Source organism: Methylobacterium pseudosasicola, assembly GCF_900114535.1.
In the GTDB taxonomy this organism is placed as follows: domain Bacteria; phylum Pseudomonadota; class Alphaproteobacteria; order Rhizobiales; family Beijerinckiaceae; genus Methylobacterium; species Methylobacterium pseudosasicola.
On record NZ_FOTK01000023.1, the window covers coordinates 1 to 25,176 of the forward strand.

The 25,176-nt window shown below is 71.4% G+C and carries 26 protein-coding genes and 1 tRNA gene; 15 read left to right on the forward strand and 12 right to left on the reverse strand.

The annotated features are described in order from the left end of the window. Nucleotides 1–691 precede the first annotated feature (691 nt). Together BM228_RS20430 and BM228_RS20435 are read left to right on the forward strand one after the other, a co-directional pair. Nucleotides 692–1,174: a DUF2721 domain-containing protein gene (locus BM228_RS20430; RefSeq protein ID WP_092043502.1), complete on the forward strand. Its 483-nt coding sequence runs from the start codon at nucleotides 692–694 to the stop codon at nucleotides 1,172–1,174. 93 nt (nucleotides 1,175–1,267) lie between these two features. Beyond that, nucleotides 1,268–1,477 (forward strand): hypothetical protein, encoded by a 210-nt coding sequence (locus BM228_RS20435; RefSeq protein ID WP_092043504.1) that lies wholly within the window; start codon nucleotides 1,268–1,270, stop codon nucleotides 1,475–1,477. Between the two features lie 67 nt (nucleotides 1,478–1,544). On the opposite strand, the gene BM228_RS20440 is transcribed toward BM228_RS20435, so the two are convergent. The 3 genes from BM228_RS20440 to BM228_RS20450 form a co-directional block, all read right to left on the reverse strand. Next, entirely contained in the window at nucleotides 1,545–1,745 is a 201-nt protein-coding gene (locus BM228_RS20440; protein WP_092043505.1) for a hypothetical protein, read from the reverse strand. Nucleotides 1,746–1,917: 172 nt separating this feature from the next. Continuing rightward, on the reverse strand, nucleotides 1,918–2,253 hold the full coding sequence (locus BM228_RS20445) for an energy transducer TonB (RefSeq protein ID WP_244537237.1): 336 nt from the start codon (nucleotides 2,251–2,253) through the stop codon (nucleotides 1,918–1,920). 61 nt (nucleotides 2,254–2,314) lie between these two features. Next, a complete protein-coding gene (locus BM228_RS20450; protein ID WP_092043509.1) occupies nucleotides 2,315–2,557 on the reverse strand; it encodes a hypothetical protein in 243 nt (80 codons plus the stop codon). Between the two features lie 178 nt (nucleotides 2,558–2,735). Here BM228_RS20450 and BM228_RS20455 point away from each other — a divergent pair, with 178 nt between their 5' ends. The 5 genes from BM228_RS20455 to BM228_RS20475 all read left to right on the forward strand — a co-directional run bounded on the left by BM228_RS20455 (nucleotide 2,736) and on the right by BM228_RS20475 (nucleotide 9,199). Further along, complete coding sequence (locus BM228_RS20455; RefSeq protein ID WP_092043510.1) at nucleotides 2,736–3,560, forward strand: outer membrane protein; 825 nt, start codon at nucleotides 2,736–2,738, stop codon at nucleotides 3,558–3,560. A gap of 205 nt (nucleotides 3,561–3,765) precedes the next feature. Beyond that, nucleotides 3,766–3,945, forward strand: a complete 180-nt coding sequence (locus tag BM228_RS20460; protein WP_092043649.1) for a hypothetical protein — start codon at nucleotides 3,766–3,768, stop codon at nucleotides 3,943–3,945. Nucleotides 3,946–4,158: 213 nt separating this feature from the next. Further along, complete coding sequence (locus BM228_RS20465) at nucleotides 4,159–4,518, forward strand: hypothetical protein (protein ID WP_092043512.1); 360 nt, start codon at nucleotides 4,159–4,161, stop codon at nucleotides 4,516–4,518. Between the two features lie 138 nt (nucleotides 4,519–4,656). Next, entirely contained in the window at nucleotides 4,657–5,925 is a 1,269-nt protein-coding gene (locus BM228_RS20470; RefSeq protein WP_092043513.1) for an efflux RND transporter periplasmic adaptor subunit, read from the forward strand. Between the two features lie 10 nt (nucleotides 5,926–5,935). Beyond that, nucleotides 5,936–9,199 carry an efflux RND transporter permease subunit gene (locus BM228_RS20475; RefSeq protein ID WP_092043515.1) on the forward strand — a complete coding sequence of 1,088 codons (3,264 nt, stop codon included), beginning with the start codon at nucleotides 5,936–5,938 and terminating at the stop codon, nucleotides 9,197–9,199. On the opposite strand, the gene BM228_RS20480 is transcribed toward BM228_RS20475, so the two are convergent. The 8 genes from BM228_RS20480 to BM228_RS20515 form a co-directional block, all read right to left on the reverse strand. Continuing rightward, entirely contained in the window at nucleotides 9,097–12,276 is a 3,180-nt protein-coding gene (locus BM228_RS20480) for an efflux RND transporter permease subunit (RefSeq protein ID WP_092043517.1), read from the reverse strand. The genes BM228_RS20475 and BM228_RS20480 overlap by 103 nt on opposite strands. Then, nucleotides 12,273–13,706 (reverse strand): efflux RND transporter periplasmic adaptor subunit, encoded by a 1,434-nt coding sequence (locus BM228_RS20485; protein ID WP_092043518.1) that lies wholly within the window; start codon nucleotides 13,704–13,706, stop codon nucleotides 12,273–12,275. Before BM228_RS20485 ends, BM228_RS20480 begins: the two co-directional genes overlap by 4 nt. After that, nucleotides 13,703–14,110 carry a FixH family protein gene (locus BM228_RS20490; protein ID WP_092043520.1) on the reverse strand — a complete coding sequence of 136 codons (408 nt, stop codon included), beginning with the start codon at nucleotides 14,108–14,110 and terminating at the stop codon, nucleotides 13,703–13,705. Before BM228_RS20490 ends, BM228_RS20485 begins: the two co-directional genes overlap by 4 nt. A 77-nt stretch (nucleotides 14,111–14,187) precedes the next feature. Next, the gene (locus BM228_RS20495) at nucleotides 14,188–14,634 is read right to left on the reverse strand and encodes a hypothetical protein (protein ID WP_092043521.1); all 447 of its coding nucleotides are present in this window, start codon (nucleotides 14,632–14,634) and stop codon (nucleotides 14,188–14,190) included. A 116-nt stretch (nucleotides 14,635–14,750) separates the two neighbouring features. Continuing rightward, nucleotides 14,751–15,473: a carbonic anhydrase gene (locus BM228_RS20500; protein ID WP_092043523.1), complete on the reverse strand. Its 723-nt coding sequence runs from the start codon at nucleotides 15,471–15,473 to the stop codon at nucleotides 14,751–14,753. Nucleotides 15,474–15,668: 195 nt separating this feature from the next. After that, nucleotides 15,669–16,058: a thiol-disulfide oxidoreductase DCC family protein gene (locus BM228_RS20505; RefSeq protein WP_092043524.1), complete on the reverse strand. Its 390-nt coding sequence runs from the start codon at nucleotides 16,056–16,058 to the stop codon at nucleotides 15,669–15,671. Between the two features lie 260 nt (nucleotides 16,059–16,318). Then, nucleotides 16,319–16,394 (reverse strand) — tRNA-Ile (locus tag BM228_RS20510). 38 nt (nucleotides 16,395–16,432) lie between these two features. Further along, nucleotides 16,433–17,098: a DNA-3-methyladenine glycosylase family protein gene (locus BM228_RS20515; protein WP_092043651.1), complete on the reverse strand. Its 666-nt coding sequence runs from the start codon at nucleotides 17,096–17,098 to the stop codon at nucleotides 16,433–16,435. 242 nt (nucleotides 17,099–17,340) lie between these two features. Here BM228_RS20515 and BM228_RS20520 point away from each other — a divergent pair, with 242 nt between their 5' ends. The 3 genes from BM228_RS20520 to BM228_RS20530 all read left to right on the forward strand — a co-directional run bounded on the left by BM228_RS20520 (nucleotide 17,341) and on the right by BM228_RS20530 (nucleotide 18,590). Continuing rightward, on the forward strand, nucleotides 17,341–17,898 hold the full coding sequence (locus BM228_RS20520) for a metallophosphoesterase (RefSeq protein WP_092043526.1): 558 nt from the start codon (nucleotides 17,341–17,343) through the stop codon (nucleotides 17,896–17,898). Nucleotides 17,899–17,995: 97 nt separating this feature from the next. Next, entirely contained in the window at nucleotides 17,996–18,295 is a 300-nt protein-coding gene (locus tag BM228_RS20525) for a hypothetical protein (RefSeq protein ID WP_092043527.1), read from the forward strand. A gap of 55 nt (nucleotides 18,296–18,350) precedes the next feature. Next, nucleotides 18,351–18,590: a hypothetical protein gene (locus BM228_RS20530; protein WP_092043529.1), complete on the forward strand. Its 240-nt coding sequence runs from the start codon at nucleotides 18,351–18,353 to the stop codon at nucleotides 18,588–18,590. A gap of 206 nt (nucleotides 18,591–18,796) precedes the next feature. Here BM228_RS20530 and BM228_RS20535 read toward each other — a convergent pair whose 3' ends face one another. Continuing rightward, on the reverse strand, nucleotides 18,797–19,534 hold the full coding sequence (locus BM228_RS20535) for a sigma-70 family RNA polymerase sigma factor (protein ID WP_092043530.1): 738 nt from the start codon (nucleotides 19,532–19,534) through the stop codon (nucleotides 18,797–18,799). Nucleotides 19,535–19,792: 258 nt separating this feature from the next. Between BM228_RS20535 and BM228_RS20540 the strand changes: the two genes are divergently transcribed. The 5 genes from BM228_RS20540 to BM228_RS20560 all read left to right on the forward strand — a co-directional run bounded on the left by BM228_RS20540 (nucleotide 19,793) and on the right by BM228_RS20560 (nucleotide 25,055). Next, nucleotides 19,793–20,971, forward strand: a complete 1,179-nt coding sequence (locus BM228_RS20540; RefSeq protein WP_092043532.1) for a YihY/virulence factor BrkB family protein — start codon at nucleotides 19,793–19,795, stop codon at nucleotides 20,969–20,971. A 110-nt stretch (nucleotides 20,972–21,081) separates the two neighbouring features. Continuing rightward, nucleotides 21,082–22,386 carry a nickel pincer cofactor biosynthesis protein LarC gene (larC, locus tag BM228_RS20545; RefSeq protein WP_092043533.1) on the forward strand — a complete coding sequence of 435 codons (1,305 nt, stop codon included), beginning with the start codon at nucleotides 21,082–21,084 and terminating at the stop codon, nucleotides 22,384–22,386. Further along, entirely contained in the window at nucleotides 22,383–23,198 is an 816-nt protein-coding gene (gene larE / locus BM228_RS20550; RefSeq protein WP_092043535.1) for an ATP-dependent sacrificial sulfur transferase LarE, read from the forward strand. The genes larC and larE overlap by 4 nt, the downstream gene beginning before the upstream one ends. Further along, on the forward strand, nucleotides 23,195–23,875 hold the full coding sequence (gene larB, locus BM228_RS20555) for a nickel pincer cofactor biosynthesis protein LarB (RefSeq protein ID WP_092043536.1): 681 nt from the start codon (nucleotides 23,195–23,197) through the stop codon (nucleotides 23,873–23,875). Before larE ends, larB begins: the two co-directional genes overlap by 4 nt. Nucleotides 23,876–23,930: 55 nt before the next feature. After that, nucleotides 23,931–25,055, forward strand: coding sequence for an aldo/keto reductase (locus BM228_RS20560; protein ID WP_092043538.1), 1,125 nt, complete (start codon nucleotides 23,931–23,933; stop codon nucleotides 25,053–25,055). Nucleotides 25,056–25,176: the final 121 nt, after the last annotated feature.

Genomic DNA, 25,176 nt, shown 5'->3' on the forward strand with positions numbered 1-25,176 from the left:
GGCACGGGGGTGAACACGGGCGGCGGGGCGGCGCGGCGCGGCAGGTCGGCGGCCGAGGCGGCGCCGGTCAGGAGGGCCGTGGCGGCGCTCGCGAGAAGAAGCTTCTTGATCATCGGGTCCTCTGTCTCCCGTTCAACGGGATGTGTGCCCGGCGACAGAAACGGCAGGTTGAGGAAGCGCGATAGTGCAGCGCTGCAACAGGGCTCCCGAGGGCCTCGAACCGGTGGACGGGCGCGTGCGGTTGAGCACATCCCGCACGCATGAAAGCCGATTTCGGCCCGAAGATTTGTATCTCGACGTTTCCGGCAGCAAAAAACCCCGCCGCACGAAGGCTGACGGGGCTGTAGTTTGCTCGAGAACATTCCCAGGACCAACCAGGAAGCTTCGCCTCCTGTTAGATCCGAGTGGCCGGCGACCCGCAAGCCCATCGAGTACTGTTGTTAGCGGTTAAGATTAATTTACCCGCCCTGCCCCTCGGAGACCGGCTGTAAACCGCTCGTGGGTCTCGGCCGGTCTGGGATCGCGGGCCTTCCTGCGAGGCTGCGGCAAGCCCGCGACGCGGGGCGCGGGGTTGCGCCCGCACGGCATCCTGTGGTGACCCTCCCGGCATGCCGTGTCCGAAAACATCCGCCGCCGCGCGGGACGATGCCGAAGGCCGGCCGCTCGCGCCGTCCTCGCGCGGGTAGCGCCCATGTTCGGCTTCTCCCTGAATTCCACCGAGCCCGACAGCATCGCGCATATCATCCAGGTCGCGCTCGCCCCGGCCTTCCTGCTGTCGGCGCTGGCGACCCTGCTGAACGTGTTCTCCACCCGCCTCGGCCGGATCTCCGACAAGGTCGACACCCTGTCGGGGGAGATCGCCAGGGCGACGGATGCCGAGGCCGCGCGCCTGTCCCGCCGCCTGACCTTCCTGCGGCGGCGCTCCTTCGTCCTCGATGTCGCCGTCGTCCTCGCCTCGCTGGGCGCCTGCCTGATCGGGATGGCCGTGCTGACCCTGTTCGTCGGCGCTCTGCGCGATGCGGCGACCGCCTCGATCCTGTTCGCCTGCTTCGGTCTGGCCCTGGTCTGCACCGTGGCGGCGATCGGGGCGTTCATGGCCGAGATCCTGATGGCCGGTCACGGCGTGCGCGACGAGGTCGAGCACCAGCAGGACAAGGTCCCGGCACAACCGTGATCCGCTGCCGTTTCGCGTTGCGCCGCAAAGGAACTTCGTCTTAAGCTCGATGCGGCTTGATTCCGCTCGCCTGCTGCGCCCGAGTGTTCCGCCATGAGTGTCGCGATCCTGGTTGCCCTCATTGCCGGAGCCCTGTGCCTCGGGATGCTCTCCTCCCTGCTGCCGTTCGGGCGGCGGGACGAAGAGGAGGAGGAGATGCACGTGCCCGGCGAGAAGGACCTCTTCGATCTCGCCGGCCCGATCATCGACCTGGAGCCGTTGATCCCGCTGATCGAGGCGCAGGCGCTCGAGCCGAAGCGGTAGGCACCGCGCTTTTCTGGAAGGGCCGCCGGCCCGATCGCGTCCTGGCGGCGGCCCCCGGAGGCTCGTCTTAAGCGGCTTCGTCTTCCGAATCGTCCGCGTCCAGGATGGTCTCCAGATCGCCGACCAGGGCGTCGAGCTGGTCGGCGGTGGCCTTGAGCTTCAGCTTGGTGCCGTCCTCGGCCTCGACCGCGATCTCGATATGGTCCTCGACCTTGGCGGCCAGGGCCTGCTTGATGGTGTAGGTGGTCACGTCAGCCGTGTCGGCCATGCTGGTCTCCTCGTTGGCTGCGGGCAACGCGGATCACCCGGCATCGGCCCTGCGGCAGAAGCTCGCGTCGGAGCCTCTTCGCATTCGGCGCGGGCATGCGGCCGGGCCGGTGGGATCCTTCGCCGAATTGCCGGTACCGGGAGCCGATTCTGCGAAGTCTGCGGCGGCCCGCCTATCGACGGCCGCGCGTGCGCTGCCCCACCACCCGCTGGCGATGCGTCGGCACCTCCGGAAGCTGTGTCGGGCGCGGCGGCGGCAAAAGCAGCAGGTCCGGCTTGGCCCGGGGCGTCTCGACGATGACCGCCTTCAGCACCATCGGGCGCGACGGCTTGGTCAGGGCGAGGGGCTTATCGGGTTTCGCGGCGAGGGTGCCGAGCGCCCAGAGCGCGAGACAGGCCAGGCCGACCAGGATGCCGGTCCAGGACGGTTCCGAGCGGACCATCAGGAAGGCGGCGCCGGTCAGGGCGGCCGCGGCTGCGAACAGCCGGGGGGTGGGATCGCCGGACATCACGGCGCCAGCCTCGACGAGGCGGGCTGACGGCCGGTGAAGATCATCGGTGCAAGTCTAATCAATCCGCCAGGCTGGAGGGCGGCTGCCAGGTGGCGCCGGGATGCTCGCGGATATCGCCGGCCCGGGCGCCGGTATCGGCATCGCTGGTCCAGTCGCTGGGCTCGGTGACGCTGGCGATCTCCGCCTCCGGATAGGCCGCCGCCAGGAACAGGCGCGCCTCGCCCTCGGCCTCGGCCCGCACGGTCACGAGCGGCCTGTCGCGGCCCGCATCGCGGATCTGGGCGATGAACAGCTTGGTCATGGTGGGCCTCCGCTACCGTGGGGCGCCAACGGGCCGGGGGCGGGATGGTTCAAGGCCGGCTGCCCAATCGGGCGGCGATTGCCTTCCGCCGCACCTGTGGCAGCAACGATACAGCTTGAGTGTGGAAAACCGGGTAATTTCCCGCTCGATAGGAACATTCGCTGGGGAAAGACCAGTCATGAAGACGCTTCTGGCCTCGTTGGCCGCCTTTACTGCCCTCACTGCCGCCGCTTCGGCCGCCGACCTGCCGCGCCGCGCGCCCCCGCCGGTCTTCACCCCCGTGCCCGTGTTCACCTGGACCGGCGCCTACTTCGGTATCAACGCCGGCTACGCCTTCGACGCCAGCAGCAACAACACCTCGAGCTTCGCCGTCCCGGCCCCGTACGGCAACGGCACGACGGCCTATTTCAGCCAGCGGAACCAGGAAGGTTTCTCCGGCGGTGGCCAGGTCGGCTATAACTTCCAGTTCACCCCGGGCTCGGGCGTGGTCGTCGGCGTCGAGGCCGACGCCCAGTACCTCGACTTCGGCCGCAGCCGGAACAACGCCCTCGTCGTCGGCCCGCTGGCCCAGGGCGTTTATCTGACCGACCCGCGCGGCCTGTCGAGCCTCGACTTCTTCGGCACCGTGCGCGGCCGTCTCGGCTACGCCTTCGACCGGGTCCTCGTGTACGGCACCGGCGGCTTCGCCTACGGCTCGGGCAGCGCTGACCGCTCGTTCGGCGGCTTCGCCGGCAACGACAGCTTCCGCACCGGCTGGACCGTCGGCGGCGGCTTCGAATACGCCCTCCCGGTCGACTCGTTCCTGAACTTCTTCCGGTCGAGCGCCGTGACGGTCAAGGTCGAAGGCCTGTACGTCAATCTCGATCGCAACACCCGCAACCAGGGTGCGTTCGTGATCAACGCTGCCAACAACTTCCCCGTCGCCTACAACAACATCGGCCGCCGCGACGACGAGTTCGCCGTGGTCCGCGCCGGCCTGAACTACAAGTTCGGCTCGTACTAAGACCCGGACCGCCCGGCCTTAACGCCGGGCGTCCATCCGGCCTGCTGCAACGCCTCGGGAGCCTCCGCGCCCGGGGCGTTTGCCGTTCGGGCGCTCCGGGACGGCGCCGCCCTGCGGGTCTGCGGCCGCCGGGAACAGCCGCCGGCTCCCGGCGGTTGTTGGGGTCATGCCGGCCTCGGTCGGCCCCTCTCAGTTCGAGCGTCTCATGACCAGCCGTACCCTTCAGTCCACGCTTCTCGCCCTCGCGCTCGTCGCCGGCAGCGCCGGGATGGCGGCCGCCCAGAGCACGCCGAACGGCAACACCTCGACGGCCGGCTCCCCCGCCGGCAGCAACAGCACGGGCAACGGCGCGACCGGCAGCGGCGCAGCCCCCAGCGGCAAGTAAGCGATCGATGAAGCCATCGGTAACTCGGCCTTAACCATACGGGCCGAGAAGCCGGTCGATCCAGGAGCGCCGCGCTCCGACGACCGTGCATCCTTTGCCCCGCGTCCCGTCTCGGACGCGGGTTTTTTGTGGCTGGCCCTGGCGGTTTCGCGGAGGGGCCCGATCGATGGCGGCCCTTGTGCGCCCGGGTCCGGATCGCCCATAAGAGCCGTGATGGGATCTCGGGTTCGGCATGGGCGCTCGGTGCGCGGCTGGTGGGCGATGGCCGCCCGCCTGCTCGCGCTCGTCCTGGCTCTGTCGCTGGCCGGGCCGGGTGTCGGCCTCGCCTCGGACTTGGCGTTCCACGCGGGCGGCGAGCACGGCCGGAGCGTCGGGCCGTCCATGGCGGATGCCGGCGGCACCGTCGATCCCGGCGTGACCGCGCATCTCCATTGCGGCTGTCATCAGGTCGCGCCCTTGGAGATCGGATTCTCGGGCCCGCTGGCGATCCCCGATCGGCCGGTCGCGATCCGGGTCACCCGCGCCCGCCCCTCCGTCAGTCCCGACCGCCTGCCCCGGCCGCCGCGCGCGTGAGCTGACGCCGCCGTTTATCGGCGCGCGTCCTGTCCGGGCGGCCTCGTGGGCGCCCGGCTCGCCCTCACGCGTCCCCTGAACGGGAAGCCCCGGAGCCGCCGCGCGGCCGCTCCGCGGTCCCGGCCGAGCAGGTTCTCCATGCGCATCCTCGTCTCCGCGGCCGTCCTGGCCGTCGGCATCGTCATCGGCGCTGCCGTCCCCGCCGTGTCCGGGCTCGTCAACGACGGCCTCGCGGCGCTCGGCCTGACCCGGCCCCCCGGCAAGCCCGCAGTCGAATCGGCCGGGCACGACCACGACCATGACCACGCGGAGCAGGCCGAGGCGGGCGTGATCCGGATGAGCCCCGAGCAGGTGGCGGCCCAGGACATCACGGTCGCGCCCGCGACCGGCGGGATCCTGGCGCGCCACCTCCTCGTTCCCGGCACGATCACCCCCGATACCGACCGGATCGCCCGGGTCCCGGCCCGGGTGGTCGGGACCGTCGCGGAGATGCGCAAGCGCCTGGGCGATTCCGTGCAGAAGGACGAAATCGTCGCCGTGCTCGACAGCCGGGAGGTCGCCGACGCCAAGAGCGAGTACCTGACCGCCCTGGTCCAGGTCGAACTCCAGACCATCAACTTCGAGCGCCAGCAGAAGCTGCTGGCCTCGCACTCGGCCTCGGAATCGGCGTTCCAGAGCGCCCGGGCGGCGTTCCTGGAGACCCGGCTGCGGGCCGACCTCGCCCGCCAGAAGCTGTCGGCGCTCGGGCTCGACGCCGCCGCGGTCGCGGCCGCGCAGACCCGCGACGAGGCGACCCCGACCCACTCGACCCTGCGCCGTTACGAATTGCGGGCGCCGCTCGCCGGCCGCGTGGTCGAGCGCCGGGTCGATGTCGGCTCGGCGGTGGGCAAGGAGGGCGACCCGGCGGACGTCTACCTCGTGGCCGACCTGTCCACGGTCTGGATCGAGCTGTCGGTGCCGACCCTCGACCTCGCCCAGGTGCAGGAGGGGGCGCGGGTCACGGTCACCCCGATCCGCGAGGGTGGCGAGAGCCGCGCCGAGGGGCGGGTGATCTTCGTGAGTCCGTTCCTCAACGCCGAGACCCGCTCGGCCCGGGTCGTGGTCGCCCTGCCCAATGCCGACTTCGCCTGGCGGCCCGGGACCTTCGTCACCGCCGAGCTGGAGATCGCCCGGGATGACGTGCCGGTCCGGGTGCCGAAAGCCGCGCTCCAGACCGTCGCGGGCGCGCGGGTGGTGTTCGTCCGGATTCCGGACGGGTTCGCGATGCGCCCGGTCGAGCTCGGGCGCTCCGACGACGAGGCCTATGCGGTCAAAGCCGGGCTCGCCCCCGGCGAGGCGATCGCGGTCGGCAATACCTTCCTGCTGAAGGCCGAGCTCGGCAAGGCCGAAGCCGGCCACGACGATTGAGGCGCCGGACATGCTCAGCCGCATCCTCGACGTTTCGATCCGCCAGCGCTGGCTGGTCCTGCTCCTCGTGCTGCTGGCGGCGGGGTTCGGCGCCACGGCGCTGACCAAGCTGCCGATCGACGCGGTGCCCGACATCACCAACAACCAGGTGCAGATCAACACGGTGGCGCCGGCCCTGTCGCCGGTCGATATCGAGCGCCAGGTGACCTACCCGGTCGAGACCGCGCTCGCCGGCATCAAGGGGCTCGACTACACCCGCTCGCTCTCGCGCAACGGTTTCTCGCAGGTCACCGCGGTCTTCGACGAGCGGCTCGACATCTACTTCGCCCGCCAGCAGGTGGCCGAGCGCCTGTCCCAGGTGAAGGCCGACCTGCCCCCGGGCGCCGAGCCGCATATGGGCCCGATCTCGACCGGTCTCGGCGAGGTCACCATGTGGTCGGTCCAGTACGCGAGGCCCGGCGACCGGATTGTCGCCCCCGCGGGCCGGCCGGGCTGGCAGCCGGACGGCAGCTACCTGACCCCGGAGAACCAGCGCCTCGCCACCGCGCTGGAGCAGAACGCCTATCTGCGCACCGTCCAGGACTGGATCATCCGGCCCCAGATCCGGACCGTGCCGGGAGTGGCCGGGGTCGACGGCATCGGCGGCTACGAGAAGCAGTACCACGTCCAGCCGGACCCGACGAAGCTGACCGCCCTCGACCTGTCCTTCGCGGACGTGGTCCGGGCGCTCGAGGCCAACAACGCCAACCAGGGCGCCCGCTACCTGGAGGACAACGGCGAGGGCTACGTGGTGCGCGCCGCCGGCCGCCTGGAGAGCATGGAGGCGATCGCCGACGTGGTGGTGGCCACCCGCGGCGGCGTGCCGGTGCGGGTCCGGGACGTCGCCGCCCTGCGCTTCGGGCGCGAATTGCGCACCGGCTCGGGCAGCGCGGACGGCCGGGAGGCCGTGATCGGCACCGCCCTGATGCGGATCGGCGAGAACAGCCGCGCTGTGGCGGCCGCGGTCGAGGCCCGCATGGCCCAGATCCGCCGCACCCTGCCCCCCGGCATCGCGGTGGAGACGGTGCTCGACCGGACTGTCCTGGTCGAGGCCACGATCCGCACGGTCGCCCAGAATCTCGCCGAGGGCGCGGCCCTGGTGATCGCGGTGCTGGTCCTGCTGCTCGGCAATGTCCGGGCGGCCCTGGTCGCGGCCCTGGTGATCCCGGTCGCCATGCTGATGACCGTCACCGGCATGGTCGAGGCCAAAATCTCGGCCAACTTGATGAGCCTCGGCGCCCTGGATTTCGGGCTGATCGTCGACGGGGCGGTGATCATCACCGAGAATGCGCTCCGCCACCTCGCCGAGCGCCAGCAGGCGCTGGGGCGCCGGCTCGACCTGGAGGAGCGCCTGGAGACGGTCCGGGCCTCGGCCGAGGAGATGATCCGCCCGTCGCTCTACGGGCAGGCGATCATCATCCTGGTCTACGCGCCGCTCCTGACCTTCACGGGGGTCGAGGGCAAGATGTTCGAGCCGATGGCGCTGACCGTGATCCTCGCGCTGGCCTGCGCGTTCCTGCTGTCGCTGACCTTCGTGCCGGCCCTGATCGCCATCGTGATCACCGGCCGGGTCACCGAGGCCGACAACCCGCTGATCCGGGGCCTGAAGGCCGCCTACCGGCCGCTGCTCGCCGGGGCGATCCGGGCGCCGGCGCCGTTCCTGGGGGCGGCCCTGCTGCTGCTCGGCGGGGCGGCCCTCCTGTCCACCCGGCTCGGGACCGAGTTCATCCCCCGCCTCGACGAGAAGAGCATCGCCCTCAACGCCAGCCGGATCCCCTCGACCTCCCTGACCCAGTCGCAGGCCATGCAGCTCAAGGTCGAGCAGGCGGTCGCGGCCTTCCCGCAGGTGGCCACCGTCTTCTCGAAGACCGGCACCGCCGAGATCGCCTCCGACCCGATGCCGCCCAGCGCCTCGGACACCTTCGTGATCCTGAAGCCGCAGGCGGAGTGGCCCGATCCCGCGCTCACCAAGGCGGCGCTCCAGGCCCAGATCGAGGCGGCCTTGGGGGCGCTCGCCGGCAACGTCTACGAGTTCTCCCAGCCGATCCAGCTGCGCTTCAACGAGCTGCTCGCCGGGACAAGGGGCGATCTCGCCGTCAAGGTGTTCGGCGACGCCTTCGAGCCGATGCTCAGGACCGCCAACCAGATCGCCGCGATCCTGCGCGGCATCGACGGGGCGGACGACGTCAAGGTCGAGCAGATCGCCGGCCTGCCGGTCTTCGAGATCGGCATCGACCGGACCGAGGCGGCGCGGCTGGGTCTCAGCACCGGGGCGATCCAGGAGGTGATCGGCGCCGCGATCGGCGGCCGGGAGGCCGGTTTCGTGTTCGAGGGCGACCGGCGCTTCCCGATCGTCGTGCGCCTGACCGACGCCGTCCGGGAGGACCGCGAGGCCCTGGAGAACCTGCCGGTGCCCCTGCCCCCGGGGCCGAACGGCAAGGTCGCCTCCGTGCTCCTACGGCAGGTCGCGCGCTTCTCGGTGACCGAGGGGCCGAACCAGATCTCGCGGGAGAACGGCCGGCGGCGCGTGGTCGTCACCGCCAATGTCCGCGGCCGGGATATCGGCTCGCTGGTGGCGGAGGCGCAAGGCAAGGTCGCCGAGCAGGTCGCGCTGCCGGCCGGCTCCTCCGTCACTTGGGGCGGCCAGTTCGAGAACCTCGCCTCGGCCCGGCGGCGCCTGGCCCTGGTGGTGCCGGCCTGCTTCGTCCTGATCCTGCTGCTGCTGACCTCGGCGCTCGGCAGCGCCCGCGACGCCCTCCTGGTGTTCTCCGCCGTGCCCCTGGCGCTCACCGGCGGCATCGCGGCCCTGTGGCTGCGGGACATGCCGCTCTCGGTGCCGGCGGCGGTCGGGTTCATCGCGCTCTCGGGCGTCGCGGTGCTGAACGGCCTGGTGATGCTGAGCTTCATCAAGCAGCTGGTCGCCGAGGGCCGGCCGCTGCGGGCGGCAATCCTGGAGGGCGCCCTGACCCGGCTGCGGCCCGTGGCGATGACGGCGCTGGTCGCCTCCCTCGGCTTCGTCCCGATGGCACTCGCCACCGGCACCGGCGCGGAGGTGCAGCGGCCGCTCGCCACCGTGGTGATCGGCGGCCTGATCAGCGCGACCCTGCTGACCCTGGTGGTCCTGCCGGCGCTCTACGCGCGCTTCGGGAGGGCCGTTCCCGCCGCCGCCCGGACCGTCGCCGCACCCGGCAGGTCGGCCTCCGCCGGCAGGCCCCTGCCCTTGATCAGGCCGTAGACCGCCGGGATCACGATCAGGGTGAGGAGCGTCGAGGAGGCCATGCCGCCGATCATCGGCACGGCGATCCGCTGCATCACCTCGGAGCCCGCGCCGGTGCTCCACAGGATCGGCACCAGGCCGGCCATGATCGCCACCACGGTCATCATCTTCGGGCGGACCCGCTCCACCGCCCCGACCATGATGGCCGCGCGCAGGTCCTCCCGGGTGAGGGGCCGCCCGGCCCGCGCGGCCTCGCCGCGCCGCTCGGTGAGCGCTTGGTCGAGATAGACCAGCATCAGGATCCCGGTCTCGGCGGCGACGCCGGCCAGCGCGATGAAGCCCACCGCCACGGCGACCGACAGGTGGAAGCCCATCGCCCACATCAGCCAGACGCCGCCGACCAGCGCGAAGGGCAGCGACAGCAGCACGATCAGCGTCTCGGTCACCCGGCGGAACACCAAGTAGAGCAGCAGGACGATCACCATCAGGGTCGCCGGCACGACGATCCGCAGCCTGGCCTCGGCCCGCTCCAGGGCCTCGAACTGGCCGCTCCATTGCAGCGTCATGCCCTCCGGCAGCGGCACCGCGCGCGCCACCACGTCCCGCGCCTCTCCGACATAGCCGCCAAGGTCGCGCCCGGCGATGTCGACGTAGAGGTAGAGGGCGAGCCGCCCGTTCTCGGTGCGGATCGCGGTCGGCCCGCGCGCCAGCTGGATCGACGCGACCGCGCCGAGCGGCACCGACCCGCCGGCCGGGAGCGCCACCTGGACGTCGTTGGCGATGGCCTGCGGGTCGGACCGGAGGGCGCGCGGGTAGCGCACAGCGACGCCGTAGCGCTCGCGCCCCTCCACGGTGGTGGTGACGGTGGCTGCGCCGAGCGCCGTGGCGATCACGTCCTGGACGTCGCCGACGGTGAGCCCGTAGCGGCCGAGCGCCTCCCGGTCCGGGGTGATGTCGAGGAACGTGCCGCCCACGACCCGCTCGGCATAGGCGCTTGTCGTGCCCGGGACCGTGCGAACCGCCGCCTCCACCGCCCGGGCGACCGATTCCATGGCCGAGAGATCGGTACCGAACAGCTTGATCCCCACGGGGGTGCGGATGCCGGTGGCGAGCATGTCGATCCGGGCGCGGATCGGCTGGGTCCAGGCGTTGGACACGCCGGGAAATTGCAGCGCCTTGTCCATTTCGGCCCGCAGGCTCGCCAGCGTCACGCCGGGCCGCCACGCCTCGGGGGCTTTGAGCCGGATAATCGTCTCGAACATCTCCAGCGGCGCCGGATCGGTCGCGGTGCCGGCGCGTCCCGCCTTGCCGTAGACCGAGGCGACCTCCGGAAACGTCTTGATGATCCGGTCCTGGGTCGCCAGCAGCTCCGCCGCCTTGGTGATGGAGAGGCCCGGCAGGGTGGTGGGCATGTAGAGCAGGGTGCCCTCGTTGAGCTCGGGCATGAATTCCGAGCCGAGCTGGCGGGCCGGCCAGATCGTGGCGCCGAGCAGCCCGAGGGCCAGGAGGAGCGTCGGGATCCGGGCCCGCAGCACCGCGGCGATCAGCGGCCGGTAGGCCCCGACCAGCAGCCGGTTCACCGGATTGCGGTGCTCCGGCACGATCCGGCCGCGCACGAACAGGATCATCAGCGCCGGCACCAGGGTCACCGACAGGAGCGCGGCGGCGGCCATCGCAAACGTCTTGGTGAAGGCGAGCGGCCCGAACAGCCGGCCCTCCTGGCTCTCCAGGGTGAAGATCGGCAGGAATGAGACCGTGATCACCAGGAGGGACAGGAACAGCGACGGCCCGACCTCGGCGGCGGCCTCGATCAGGATCTCGGCCCGGGGCCGGTCCGGGGGGGCGCGCTCCAAGTGCTTGTGGGCGTTCTCGATCATCACGATGGCGGCGTCGATCATCGCCCCGACCGCGATGGCGATGCCGCCCAGACTCATGATGTCGGCGCTCAAGCCCAGCGCCCGCATGGCCGCGAACGCCATCAGGATCGCGACCGGCAGCATCAGGATCGCCACCAGCGCGCTGCGCAGGTGCAGCAGGAATACGAGGCAGACCAGGGCGACGATGGCGCATTCCTCGACCAGGGTGTGGGTTAGCGTGGCGATGGCCGCGTCGATGAGCTGCGAGCGATCGTAGACCGGCAGGATCTCGGTCCCGGCCGGCAGGCTCCTGGCGATCTCGGCCAGCCGATCCTTGACGCTGGCGATGACCGCGCGGGCGTTGGCACCGAAGCGCTGCACGACGATGCCGCCGGCGACCTCGCCCTCCCCGTCGAGCTCGGCGATCCCGCGCCGCTCATCCGGCCCGATCTCCACCCGGGCGACGTCGCGCACCCGCACCGGCGTGCCGGCGTCGGTCTTGAGCACGATGGCACCGATATCCTCGGTGCCCTTGAGATAGCCCCGGCCGCGCACCACCACCTCGAACTCGGACAGCTCGACCGTCCGGCCGCCGACATCGGCGTTGCTCGCCCGGATGGCGTCGCGCAGGCGGTTCAGGCCGATGCCCAGCGCCCGCAGGCGGTTCGGGTCGACGATCACGCTGTACTGCTTGACGAAGCCGCCCACCGGGGCGACCTCCGCCACCCCCTCCCCGCGCGAGGCCGCGAACCGGACCACCCAATCCTGCAGCGAGCGCAGCTCGGCGAGCGTCCGCTGCCGGGCCAGGATCACGTATTGATAGACCCAGCCGATGCCGGTGGCGTCGGGCCCGAGCGTCGGGATCACCCCGGCGGGCAGGCGGCTGCCGACTCCGTTGAGATATTCGAGCACCCGCGAGCGCGCCCAGTACGGGTCGGTGCCATCCTCGAAGATCAGGGTGACGAACGAGACCCCGAACATCGAGACCCCGCGCACCATCTTGGCCCGCGGCACGGTCAGCATGGCGGTGGTCAGCGGGTAGGTGACCTGGTCCTCGACCACCTGCGGGGCCTGACCGGGATACTCGGTGTAGACGATGGTCTGCACGTCCGAGAGGTCCGGGATGGCGTCCAGCGGCAGGGTGCGCAGGGCCTGGACGCCCCCCGCCACCGCGAAGACGGTGCCGACCAGCACGAGCACGAGGTTGCGCGCCGACCAAGCGATCAGCCGGGCGATCATCGGCCGCCCTCCTGGTCCGACGTCGGGGCGGCGAGGCTCGCCAGCGCCGCCTTCAGGTTGCTCTCGGCGTCGATCAGGAAATTGGCCGCGGTGACGACCCGCTCGCCGGCCCGGAGGCCCGCGCGGATCTCGACATAGCCGTCGCCCCGCCGCCCGAGTTCGACCGCCCGGGGCGCGAACCGGCCCTCCCCGCCATCGATCAGCACCGCCTGGCGCGACCCGGTCTCCAGCGCCGCCGCCTCCGGCACCGCCACCACCGGCTCGGTGGCACCCGTGGCGATCTCCACATCCGCATACATGTCGGGCAGGAGCAGCCCGTCCGGGTTCGGCAATTCGATCCGGATGCGGGTCGAACGGGTCTCCCGATTCACCTGCGGGTAGATCACCTCCACCCGGCCGGCGAGGCTGCGACCGGGCACCCGCACGGTGGCAGCCTCGCCGACGCGGATGCCGGCGAGGTCGTGTTCCGGCACGTCGGCCAGGACCCAGATCCGCGACAGGTCGGCGATCCGGAACAGGGTGTCGCCGGCCGCGGCCTTCATGCCCTCGATGGCCCGCCGTTCGAGCACAAGCCCGTCGCGCGGGGAGGCCCAGGTGATGGCGCGGGGCACCGTGCGGGTGCGCTCCATCTCGGCGATCACCGCCTCGGAGACGTTGAGATTGCGGATCCGTCGGCGGGCGCCGTCGAAGCCCGGATTGGCGATCAGCTGCGCGGCGGCGGCGTTGATCTCCGGCGCGTAGACCGAGACCAGGGGCTGCCCCTGCCGGACCCGGTCGCCGGTGGTGACGTCCTCGACATGGTCGACATAGGCGTCGGCCCGGGTCGCCACCACGGTGACCCGGCGCTCGTCGAGGGCCACGGTGCCGGGCACCCGGACCGGCCGGGACACGACCCGGCGCTCGACCACGGCGCTGCGCACGCCGGTGCGCTGGATCCGGCCTGGCGAGACCGTGACGGTGCTCGGGTCCGGATCACCGCCGTCATAGACGGGGATGTAGTCCATCCCCATCGAGTCTTTCTTCGGCACCGGCGAGGTGTCGGGCAGGCCCATCGGGTTGCGGTAGTAGCGCACCGTCCGGCCGGGATTCTTGGGTCCGTCCCCCTCCCCGGGCCCGGCCTGACCCGAACCATCCTCGGCGGCGGGCCGGTCGAAGCGCAGATCCTCGCTGGCCTGGACGGCCCGGAACAGGCGCCCGTCCTCGGTCATCATCGGCGACAGGGAATAGACCGGCTTGCCGTCCGGATCCTGGTAATAGACCACCGGCCCCGTAGGCGTCGGCGCGGCGGCCGGAGTCCCGGCGGCGAAACCCGCCCAGGCGCGGGCGATGGACAGGGGCGCCGCGACGTCGCTCACGCGCCCCGCCCCGTAGCCGGCGCCCCCCGCCGCCAGGGCGGCGAGGGTCCCGGCCAGCCAGCCCGCGCGGCTCACGGGACAGCCCGGAAGACGAGCTTGTCGCTGACAGTGCCGGTCTCGCCCTGGACCTTGGCGCCCAGCGACAGCCGCCATCCGCCCGCCATGGTGAGCTTGGTCTTGAACCGATAGAGGCCCGGCTCCGTGGACGGGAGCTGCGCCAGGGTCGAGGTCATCTCGTCCATGCTGTCGGGGGCCATGTCGATGCGCTTGGCGAAGATCACCGCGTCGGTGACCGGCTGGCCGCTGCGCGTGTCGACCAGGCGAACGGTCAGGACGGCGTCGCCGACCTTGGCCTCCTGGGTGACGAGCTCGAACCGGTAATCCGCAGGCGCGGCCCGGGCCGGGACCGTCAAGGCGACGCCGACGAGCGCGGCCGCGCAGGCGCGCGCCCAGGATTGGGCAACAGAGTGAAAGGTCACGAATAATCTCCTGAACACGATGGCCGGCCGCACGGGCGTGCGGCCTCACGCGGGCTCGGCGGCCCGCTTCATCGGGTTCAGGCTCGGGGCGGCTCGGGCGGCGGCGTCCCGGTGACGCTGGCGAACCCCTCGGCGCTGAGCGCGAAGGCGGCCGCCCCGGTGGCGAGCGGCACCGGCAGGCCGATCCCGGAGGGCGGCAGGGAGGCGAGGCTGCCCAAGCACAAGGCCATCAGCGGGCAGCCCTTGAGGCAGCCCTTGGCCCCGTCCCCGGTCTGATCCGCCGAAGCCGCAGCCTCGGGCGGGCAGCAGGGCATGGACTCCATGGCAGCCTCGGCCATGGCCATCGAAGCCATCGCGGGCTCGTCCATCGCATGGGTGTGCCCGTGCAGCGCAGGCGCCTGATCCGCCCGGGCCATCGGCGCATGCATGCCCGCGACCGCCGCGGGGGCGGCGACCGGCGTCAGGGCAAGGCTCAGAACCGCGAGAAGCGGAAGCAGCCGCCGAAGGGCCAACCAGAGGATCACGCGCTTAGGATGCCAGCTTTCGCGGCCATGCGGAAGTGGTGTGGCTGACCGGGACGGGGCCGATCGCGGCAGCCTGCCGGGACGGATGGCGCTCGCCGGCGAAGCGAGCGCCTCCGCTACCCTTCGTTGAAAAAATCCACGTTGCCCGTATCCAGGCTGTAGGCGGCGCCGACCACGCGCAGCTTGCCGGTCTTCTGCGGATCGGTGAGGAGCGGCTCGGCGGCCGAGCGCAGGCGCGTCACCGTGCGGTCGACGTTGGCGCGGACCGCGTTCTCCACGAGGTCCCCCGGCTTGTCCCGGACCGTCAGGACCGCCGGCACGATCGGCTCGATCATCTGGCCGATGGCGCCCGGGAAAATGGTGTTGTTCTTGACCACGCTCACGGCGGCCTCGACGGCCCCGCAGCGACTGTGGCCCATCACCAGGACCAGCGGGACGCCGAGTTGGGCCACGGCATACTCGATCGAGCCGAGCGCCGTCGTGTCGATGGTGTTGCCGGCATTGCGCACGATGAACAGCTCGCCGAGGCCGCGGCCGAACAGGATCTCCGGCGAGACGCGGCTGTCGGAACAGCTCACCAGCACGCAGAAGGGTGTTTGCCCGAGCGCGATCTCGATGCGGCGCTCACGCCCCTGCGCGGAGCGCACCGGCGAGTCGGTGAGATAGTTGGTGTTGCCGTCCTTGAGGGCCTGCAGCGCCTGATCGGGCGTCATGTCGGTCTTCTTGGTGCTCGGCGCGGCAGCCAGGGCCGGGCGCTGCGTCGCCAGGGCGGCGATCATCCCTGCCCCGAGGCTGCACCCGCATCCGAGCATGTGCCGACGGCTCAGTGTGTGCGTCATCGCGTTCCCCCCGGCCATCCCTCACGCCGCCAGCGAGCGAGCCGGATGAAAGCCTCAGAGACAACGCTCCAATACCGATGCGCAATCCAGGAATGACCGTGCAGGGCCGCTCAGATTGATATTATCGACGTTTGTTATGCGGTCGGTCACAAATCAGGCCTCGTCCCCGCCGCAGAGCTCTCTGGGGCCGGACATTCAGCGCTGCCGGCGGGCGATCAGCCGCGCCAGCCGCGGCCGCAGGGGCAGCGACAGCCGGTAGGCCACCTCGGCCAGAGGCAGTATCGGCCGCAGCCCGAAGACGCGCAGATCCACGAGGCGGCCGAGCCAGCGCCAGTTCGGCAGAACACGCCACAGCCGCGCGAACGCCGCCGCCCCCGACACCAGCCGACCATCCGCGCCACGCACGTGGAAGCGTCGCAGCGCGACGCCCCGGTCGAGATCCGCCCCCAGGTCAGCGGCCGGCGCATTGCGCCCGACATCGACGAAGGCGATCCGCTCGGCCCCGTGGCAGTGGCGATAATGACCGATCTCGGCCCGGCAGAGCGGGCAGCCGCCATCAAAATAGACCGTCAGGTCGGAGCTCATCGGATCAGCGCTCATGGTTTGCAGGGCGACGCCGCGTCCCGTGACGAGGCATGAGCAGTGCGGCCGGCAGCGACCGGGTTTCGGCGCGGGTTTCTCAGGAAACGCCGGAGCCTCCTGATCGCCTTGCCAGCGGACGCGGTCTCAGGGTCGCAGAACATCCGACCTATGGCCCTGGGAGAGCCACCAATGCCTTGCTGCGATAGCCAGATGCAGCGACAGGCCGAAAATCCTGTCGTGCCGCGATACCTTGCAGACTCAAGTGGTGGGCCCGGCAGGACTCGAACCTGCAACCAGACCGTTATGAGCGGTCGGCTCTAACCATTGAGCTACAGGCCCTGCGCCCTCCGAACGGATAGCCGATCGGGGACCGTCCGTCACCCGGATTTCGCCGCGGCGCGGGGGCGGCGGGGGCGTCCCGCGGAGAGGCTTGGCGGTTCGGCCGGGGCGGTGTCCTTGATGCGCCAGAGGTAGCGAGCCAGGAGCGAGCGGTAGGGCGCGAACGGGGCCGCGAGGGCGCGGGTGTCGGTGCCGCCGGTGAGGCGGCGCAGGCAGCCTACCGCCGCGACGTCGCCCTCGGGCCAAATGTCGGGATCGTGGAAGTGGAAGATGCCGATCATGTCGGCGGTCCAGGGGCCGACCCCGCGGATGCCGCACAGGATCGCGGCGCGCTCAGGATGGGGCAGGCCGGCGAGGTCGGGGCCGAGCAGGCCCGTTGCTTCGGCGGCGACGATCGCCTGGAGGGCGCGGACCTTGTTGCCCGAGATCCCGCAGGCCCGCAGCAGAGCCGGGTCGCCGGCCTCGAACAGCGCGCGCGGGCTCGAGCCGGCCGCCGCCGCGGCGGCCTCGATCCGGGCCCAGATCGCGGCCGCGGCCCGGGTGGAGAGCTGCTGGTTCACCACCTCGACGAACAGCCGGTCTGCCACGCAGGCATGCGGCGGCGGGTCGATCCGGAGCGGGCCGGCCTGCCGGATCGCGGCCTCCAGAGGCGGATGCGCGCGGGCGGCGTCGAGCAGGTGCGCGTAGGCGATGGGGTCGAGCATCGCAGCCAAGATAGGCAGCGAGCCGTGCGCCGGGCAATCGGGTGCGGCCTCACGGCCTGCTGGCCTCGGCGCACCGTTTCCGCATCGTCCCGAAAGCCCGAAACAATCCTCTGGGACGATGCTCTATCTGGTGAGGCACGGCCACGATGCCGCGCAAGCCTTGCCGGACGCCCGCGCCGGTCCACCTCGGAGCGGCGCCGGATGCGACGGTGAATTGGGACGGGACTCGCGGATTCGGCGCCATGGCGATCTTCTTCACCGCGGACACGCATTTCGGCGACCCGCACATCCTGCGTCATCGCGGGGCGCGCTACGGCAGCCTCGAGGCGCATGATGCGGCGCTGGTCGCCGCTTGGAACGCTGTGGTCGGTCCGGAGGATTCGGTCTGGCATCTCGGCGACTTCGCCGCGGGGGCGAGCCGGGAGCATTGCGCGACCCTGTTCGCCCAACTCAACGGCATCAAGCGCCTCATCCGGGGCAACCACGATTCGAACCGCGTGCTCGACCTACCCTGGGCCGAGCCGCCCGCGGAGAGCGCCCGGATCTCGGTCCCGGACGCGCAGGGCCGGGAGCACCGCCTGTTCCTGTCGCATTACGCGCACCGGGCCTGGCCCGGCCTGTGGCGGGAAACCCGCCACCTCTACGGCCACAGCCACGGCTGGCTGCCCGATACCAGCCGCTCCTGCGATGTCGGGGTCGATGCCTGGGACGACCGCCCGATCGCCATCGACGCCATCCTGGAACGCCAGGACGCGGCCGAGCTGGTGCCGGAGGAGATCGCCCGCCACGGGCTGCGCTGACCTCCGGGCGGAGTGCGCGCGCGCGCCGCCGAACCGGTATCCACTTCGGCGGCGCGCGCTTTATGTCTGGGGCGATCGAGACCCGCGCGAGGCCGCCATGACCGAACCCCCTGCCCCGCCCGATTGGGCCGCGACCGCGACGCGGGCCGCCATGCAGGCCGCCTCCGAGCTCGGCCTCGGAAGCGGGTTCGCCGACCTCGATGCGCAGACCTGGGCGCGGCTGCGCGACCGCACGGCGGAGATCCTGTCCGGTGCGGGCGGCACCCTGCCGCCGGATTGGGAGCGGGCGCTGGCCCACGTCCTGGGCCGCCCCGATCCCGATGAGCTGGCCCGCGACGAAGCCGACACAGTGCTCGCCGAACAGGGCGAAGTGTTCGCGCCCGAGGACGATGCCTGAGACTTCCTGGCCCCGGGTGGTTGCCGTCGCGCCACTGCAGGCCGATGTAGATGGGATGCCACATCCCGATTCTCAGCGCGCCGCCCCGAGATCCGCGCCCGGCACCGGCCCCACGGCCCTGCGGGTGTTTCCGATCGCGAGCAGCGCCCCGGTCCTCGACGCGCAGACGCGGATGCGGCTCGGCCGCCAGCTGCAGGCGCTCTATGATCCGGTGATCGACGAGGCGCTGGATCCCCGGCTGGCGGAGCTGCTGCAGCAGCTCGACGCGGACCGGGCGGACGAGTCCGAGCGCTGAAGGGAATTCCCGAAAGGGGCTCCCGTCGGTGGATCGGGGGGATGTCACACCGACGGGAGCTGAGCCGGGACGACGGATCGACCCAACCCGCCCTATGTCGCCCGGGAATCACCCCGGGCGCCTTCACTTAAGTCAAATTTGCTGGCGAATACAGAGGGCGATCCCCTGGATAGGGGTATTCAGCGGTGGAAACCGATCGCGCCGCGTCAGGCCGTGGTCCCGGTCACCGACAGCATCACCCCGTCGTTGCCGATCTCGGCTCCGGTATAGCCGAGCATCCGGGCGAGCTGCTCCCGGGCGCGCCAGACCCGGCTCTTCACCGTGCCGATCTGGCAGTTCATGACCGCGGCGGCTTCCTCGTAGCTCAGGTTCTCGATCGCCACGAGGACCAGCGCCTCGCGCATCACCGGCGCCAGCCGGTCGAGGGCGGCGCGCACGTCCTGAAGGTCGAGATGGCCGCCCTGCTCCGGCACGCTGGTCAGCCGCTCGGCGTAGCTGCCGTCGGTGTCGGCGACCTCGCGGCCCTGCTTGCGGTGTTGGCTGTAGAACACGTTGCGCAGGATCGTGAACAGCCACGCCTCCAGGTTGGAGCCGGGGGTGAAGCCGGCCCGCCCGCGCCAGCCGCGCAGCAGCGTGTCCTGCACGAGGTCGTCGGCCGCGGCCGGATCGCGGGTCAGGGACACCGCGAAGCGATGCAGGGCCGGCACCACCTTCAGCAGGCCGGCCCGGAACGCCGCCTCCCGCTCGCCCTCTCCGCGGGCCAGTGCGGCGTCGAGGCGCGCCAGCAGGTCGGCGAAGCGGTCGGAGGCCGATCCGGAGGCCGGATCGAGCTGGTCGTAGGTGAGGCCGAGCAGGGTGCCGAGATGGGTGCGCACCGCATCCGGCAGGCCGTGGCGGAGATCGCGGGACGAATCGAGCAGGGTGTGGCCTTCGGTGTCGGGCATCGGTCCGGGCGTCGGCAAACGGGCCGGTCGCGCCCGTCGAGGATTGTTTGTGGCGCGCCTGCGCCGGCCCCGCCCCAACATGGGTTAGAACCCGCTGCGAAGGTGAGGCCGGCCGAATACAAGCAACTTCGCCGGGTACCGCGCCCGATTACAACCCGGCCGCGAACCGGGGGCGCACAGCGGCGTTCCCCTGTCGGATCTGCGGCCCCGTCGGGTGCCGTTCGCAGGCGATCCGCGACCCCGAGCCGAGGCGTATCGATGGCTTCTCCCGTTCCAGACCGCAGCGCGGCCCGCGATCCCGGGGGGCCGGCCTCGACGGTCTGGACCCTGGCCCTGGCCACCGCCCTGGTCGGCCTGGTCGCGTTCCCGCGCCGGGCGGCTGGCCCCACCGGGCCGCGGACGGATGCGGGCCCCCGGCCTGCCTTCGCGGGCGCGTCGGCGCACGAGCCGTCACCCACCCATGAGGGCGACGACGCGAAGGCGGTCGCCCTGCGTGAGGCCGATCGCGGGCGGGGCGCCAGCCATCCGGCCGAGATCCCCGCCAAGGGCTGGAAGGACATCGCCCTGCGCACCTATCGCGACATCGGCGAGAACCGCCTGCCGCTGATCGCGGCGGGGGTGACCTTCTTCACCCTGCTGGCGATTTTCCCGGCGGTGGCGGCTTTGGTCTCCTGCTACGGCCTCGTGGCTGACGCCTCGACCATCAACGACCAGCTCGCCAGCCTTCAGGGCATCATGCCCCAGGGCGCCCTCGACATCCTCGACGACCAGGTCAAGCGCCTGAACGAGAAGGGCAACACCGCGCTCGGCCTGAGCCTGATCGTCAGCATCGCCCTGTCGGTCTGGAGTGCCAATGGTGGCGTGAAGCACGTCTTCGACGCCCTCAACATCGTCTACAACGAGCGCGAGAAGCGCAATTTCGTCCTGCTCAACGTCGTCTCCCTCGGCTTCACCGCCGGGGCGCTGGCCTTCCTGATCCTGGCCCTGGCCGCGGTCGTGGTGCTGCCGGTGGTGCTCTCCTATGTCGGGTTCGGCTCGGATGCCTGGTGGCTGACCCTGCTGCGCTGGCCGGCGCTGCTCGTAGCGGTCCTGCTCGGGCTCGCCATGCTCTACCGCTACGGTCCGAGCCGGGACGCGCCGCGCTGGCGCTGGGTGACGCCCGGGGGCGCCGCGGCGGCCGTGCTGTGGATCGTCGCCTCGCTGCTGTTCTCCTGGTACGTCGCCCATTTCGGCAGCTACAACAAGACTTACGGCTCCCTCGGCGCGGCCATCGGCTTCATGACCTGGATCTGGATCTCGACCATGATCGTGCTCGCCGGCGCCCAGCTCAACGCCGAGATGGAGCACCAGACCGCCGAGGACACGACGGTGGGCGAGCCCCAGCCTTTAGGCACGCGCCGGGCCCGGATGGCCGATTCCGTGGGCGCCGCCGCGTGAGGTGACGGCGATACGCCGCGTGACCCGATCGGGCCTCCGTCCCTTGCCTTGGGCCGGCTGCGGCCGATCTGAGCGGCATCACGCTTCCGGTTCGGGCCCACCGACGCATCATGCACATTCACCTCGACGCGCTCGGCGGCGTGGCCGGCGACATGTTCGCCGCCGCGCTGCTGGATGCCTTTCCCGAGCATCTGGAGGGCGTGCGCGCGAGCGTGCGGGCCGTCGATTCGCGCATCGCCTGCACGGCGCCCGCGCATAATGACGGCATCCTGCAGGGCTCGCGCTTCGCGGTCTCAGGCCCCGGCTCGGAGGCGCCGCCTGCGCCGCATCGGCACGGCGGCCATGCGGACCACCACCATCACGATCATCACCCGCACGATCACCCGCACAGCCACGCGCACGACGCTTCCCATCACGGCCACCGGCCCTGGTCCGAAATCCGCGCGGAGTTGGAGCGGGCGGATCTCGCCCCCGCCATCCGGGCGCATGCGCTGGCCATCTTCGGGCACCTCGCCGATGCGGAGGCCCGGGTCCACGGCATCGCGGTCGACGCTGTGGCGTTCCACGAGGTTGGCGCCTTCGATTCGATCGCCGACATCGTCGCCGCCGCCCACCTGATCGCCATGCTCGAAGTGCGAAGCTGGAGCGTCTCGGCCCTGCCCCTGGGCTCGGGCCGCGTCCGGACCCAGCACGGGCCTTTGCCGGTGCCGGCCCCCGCCACCACGCTCCTGCTCGAAGGTTTTTCGACCCTCGATGACGGGATCCCGGGCGAGCGCGTGACCCCCACCGGCGCCGCGATCCTGCGCCATCTCTGCGGCCATGAGCCCGGACGCGGCCGGCCCCCCGGCACGATCGGGCGGAGCGGCATCGGGTTCGGCACGAAGGTCCTGCCGGGCCTCAGCAATTGCCTGCGCGCCCTGGTGCTGGACGTGGTGCCCGCATCCCGGCCAGACCGCGGCGAACTTGCGGTCATCGCGTTCGAGATCGACGACCAGTCGGGCGAAGATCTGGCCATGGGCCTCGACCGCCTGCGCGCGGAGCCCGGCGTGCGCGACGTCGTGCAGATGCCGGTCCTGGGCAAGAAGGGCCGGATGATGGCCCATATCCAGGCCCTGGTTCAGCCCGAGAGCCTGGAGGCGGCGATCGCGGCCTGCTTCCGCGAGACCACCACGATCGGGCTGCGCCACCACCGGGTCGCGCGCGCAACGCTCGACCGCGAGGCCGTGACGGTCGCACCGGAGGGGCAGCCGGTCCGGGTCAAGGTGGTCGACCGGCCGGGCGGGCGCACCGCCAAGGCCGAGGCCGACGACGCCCTGCGCCAAGCGGGCCAGGCCGACCGGGCGCGCCTGCGCGCCGAGGCCGAACGCCTCGCCCTGCAACAGATCACGCAACAGATTACGAAGGAGGAGCGGTGACGCGCGCGCATCTCGAAGCCGTACTGGCGGAACTCGGGCCCGTCGCGGTGGCGGTGAGCGGCGGGGTCGACAGCCTGACGCTGGCCACCCTCGCCCACCGGCTGGCACCGTGGGCGACGCTCGTCGTTCACGCGGTCTCCCCGGCCGTGCCCGGCGAGGCGACCGCGCGGGTCCGGGCCGAGGCCGCCCGGGAGGGCTGGGACCTGCGGGTGATCGAGGCCGGCGAGTTCGCCGACCCGGCCTACCGGGCCAACCCGGTCAACCGCTGCTTCTTCTGCAAGACCAACCTGTACGGGGCGATCCGGAACGTCACCGACCGGCAGATCCTGTCCGGCGCCAATCGCGACGACCTCGGCGAGTACCGCCCCGGCCTCGACGCCGCCCGGGAGCACGGGGTGCGCCACCCCTACGTGGAGGCGGGCCTCGACAAGGCGGCCGTCCGGGCGCTCGCCCGCCACCTCGGCCTCGGAACGGTGGCCGACTTGCCGTCCGCGCCCTGCCTGTCGAGCCGGGTCGAGACCGGCATCCCGATCGAGCCGGAGACCCTGGGCTTCATCCACGCGGTCGAGCGGCTGGTCGGAGGCGCCCTCGATGCCGGCACGGGCGCCAAGCGGGCCGTCCGCTGCCGGGTGCGGGCCGAGGGCGTGGTGGTGGAGCTCGATGCCGGAAGCCTTTCCACCCTGGACGCAGAGAATCGCGAAAAACTCGGGGCCGGCATCCGGGCGATCGCGCCGCCGCGGCTGTCCGGCCCGGTCCGGTTCGCGCCCTACCGGGTCGGCAGCGCCTTCCTGACGGGAGCCTCGCCCTTATGAGTGTTGCGGACGAATTCACCCTCGACTTCGCCCGGCCCGAGCGGATCGGCCTGGAAGAGGCGATCTTCTGCGCCGGCAAGAGCCCTGATCAGATCGACGCGATCCTGGTCGCTGCCGGGGACCGGGGCGCCTCGCTGCTCCTGACCCGGCTCGACCCGGAGAAGTGCTCCCGGCTCGGGCACGCGGCGCGGCTCGACTATTGCCCGGTCTCGCGCACCGCGGTGTTCGGGCAGCCTCCCGCCGTCGCCGGCCCGGCCCGGGTCGCCGTGGTGGCGGCCGGCACCTCGGACGTGCCCGTCGCCCGGGAGGCCCTGCGGACGCTCGGCTATGCCGGCCGGGCCGCGACGCTGTTCGCCGATGTCGGCGTCGCCGGCCTCTGGCGGCTGACGACGCGGCTGGAGGAGATCCGGACGCATCCGGTGGTGATCGTCGCCGCCGGCATGGATGCGGCGCTGCCGAGCGTGGTCGGCGGTCTCGTGGCCGGGGCGGTGATCGCGGTCCCGACCTCCGTGGGCTACGGCGTCGCCGCGGGCGGGCGCGCGGCGCTCGACGCGGTGCTGGCGAGCTGCGCCCCCGGGATCACGGTGGTCAACATCGACAACGGCTACGGCGCGGCCTGCGCCGCCCTGCGTCTGCTCAACGCGGCGAGTCGCCTCGCCCAGGAGGCCGAACGATGACCTGCCGCCACCCGTTACCGCCCGAACCCCACTTCCTTCCGAACGGAGATATCCGATGGAACGCCGCAGCTTCCTTCAAGGCGCCGTGCTCGGCGCAGGAATCACGGGAACAGGTCTCGCAGGCGCCGGCAGCGCAGGTGCGGCCGTGAGCGTCCCGCCGCTTCCGAACACAAGGCCGCAGGACCCGGCCGACCTGCCGCTGATCTCCGATCCGGGCGAGCGCCGGGGCGAGATGCTCTACCGCAATTTCGGCCGGACCGCGGAAAAGATCTCGGCGATCGGGATGGGCGGGTTCCACCTCGGCAAGAGCGCGGTGACCGACGACGAGGCGACCCGGCTGATCCACGAAGGCGTCGATCGCGGCATCACCTTCATGGACAATTGCTGGGACTACAACGACGGCCGCTCCGAGCTGCGCATGGGCGCGGCGCTGGCCCAGGGCGGCTACCGGGACAAGGTCTTCCTGATGTCCAAGATGGACGGGCGGACCAAGGAGGAGGCGCTCAAGCAGATCGACCAGTCGCTCCTGCGCCTGCGCACCGACCGGATCGACCTCGTCCAGCACCACGAGATCCTGCGCTACGACGACCCGGACCGCGTCTTCGCGGAGGGCGGCGCCATGGAGGGCTTCCTGGAAGCCAAGAAGCAGGGCAAGCTCCGCTATATCGGCTTCACCGGCCACAAGGACCCGCGCATCCACCTGCAGATGCTGGCGGTGGCGCAGGAGCGCGGCTTCCAGTTCGATTCTTGCCAGATGCCACTCAACGTGATGGACGCGCATTTCCGCTCGTTCGGCCATCTCGTGCTGCCGCACCTCGTGGCCGAGGGCATCGCGCCGCTCGCCATGAAGACGTTTGGCGACGGGGTGATCCTGAAGGCCGACGCGCCGATCAAGCCGATCGAGTACCTGCACTTCTCGCTGAACCTGCCGGTCTCGGTGGTGATCACCGGCATCCAGAACCAGCGCGACCTCGACCAGGCCTTCGAGGCGGTGAAGACCTTCAAGCCCATGGACAAGGCGACGGTGGCCGAATTGCTGTCGCGTTCGAGGCCCTACGCGCTGGAGGGCAAGTACGAGCTGTTCAAGACGAGCGCGACCTTCGACGGCACCGCCAAGAACGCGGCCTGGCTCGGCGAGGACGTGCAGAGCGTGAAGAAGCTCGCGCCGACGATGGAGTAGGGGGCGGGTCGAACGCTGCTCGAATGGCGCGCGCAATTCCCTCCCCCCGGGAGGCGCACATCGGGCCTGTTCTGTGGCAAGACTCTGAATCACAACGTTTTTCCCCTCCCCCTTGCGGGGA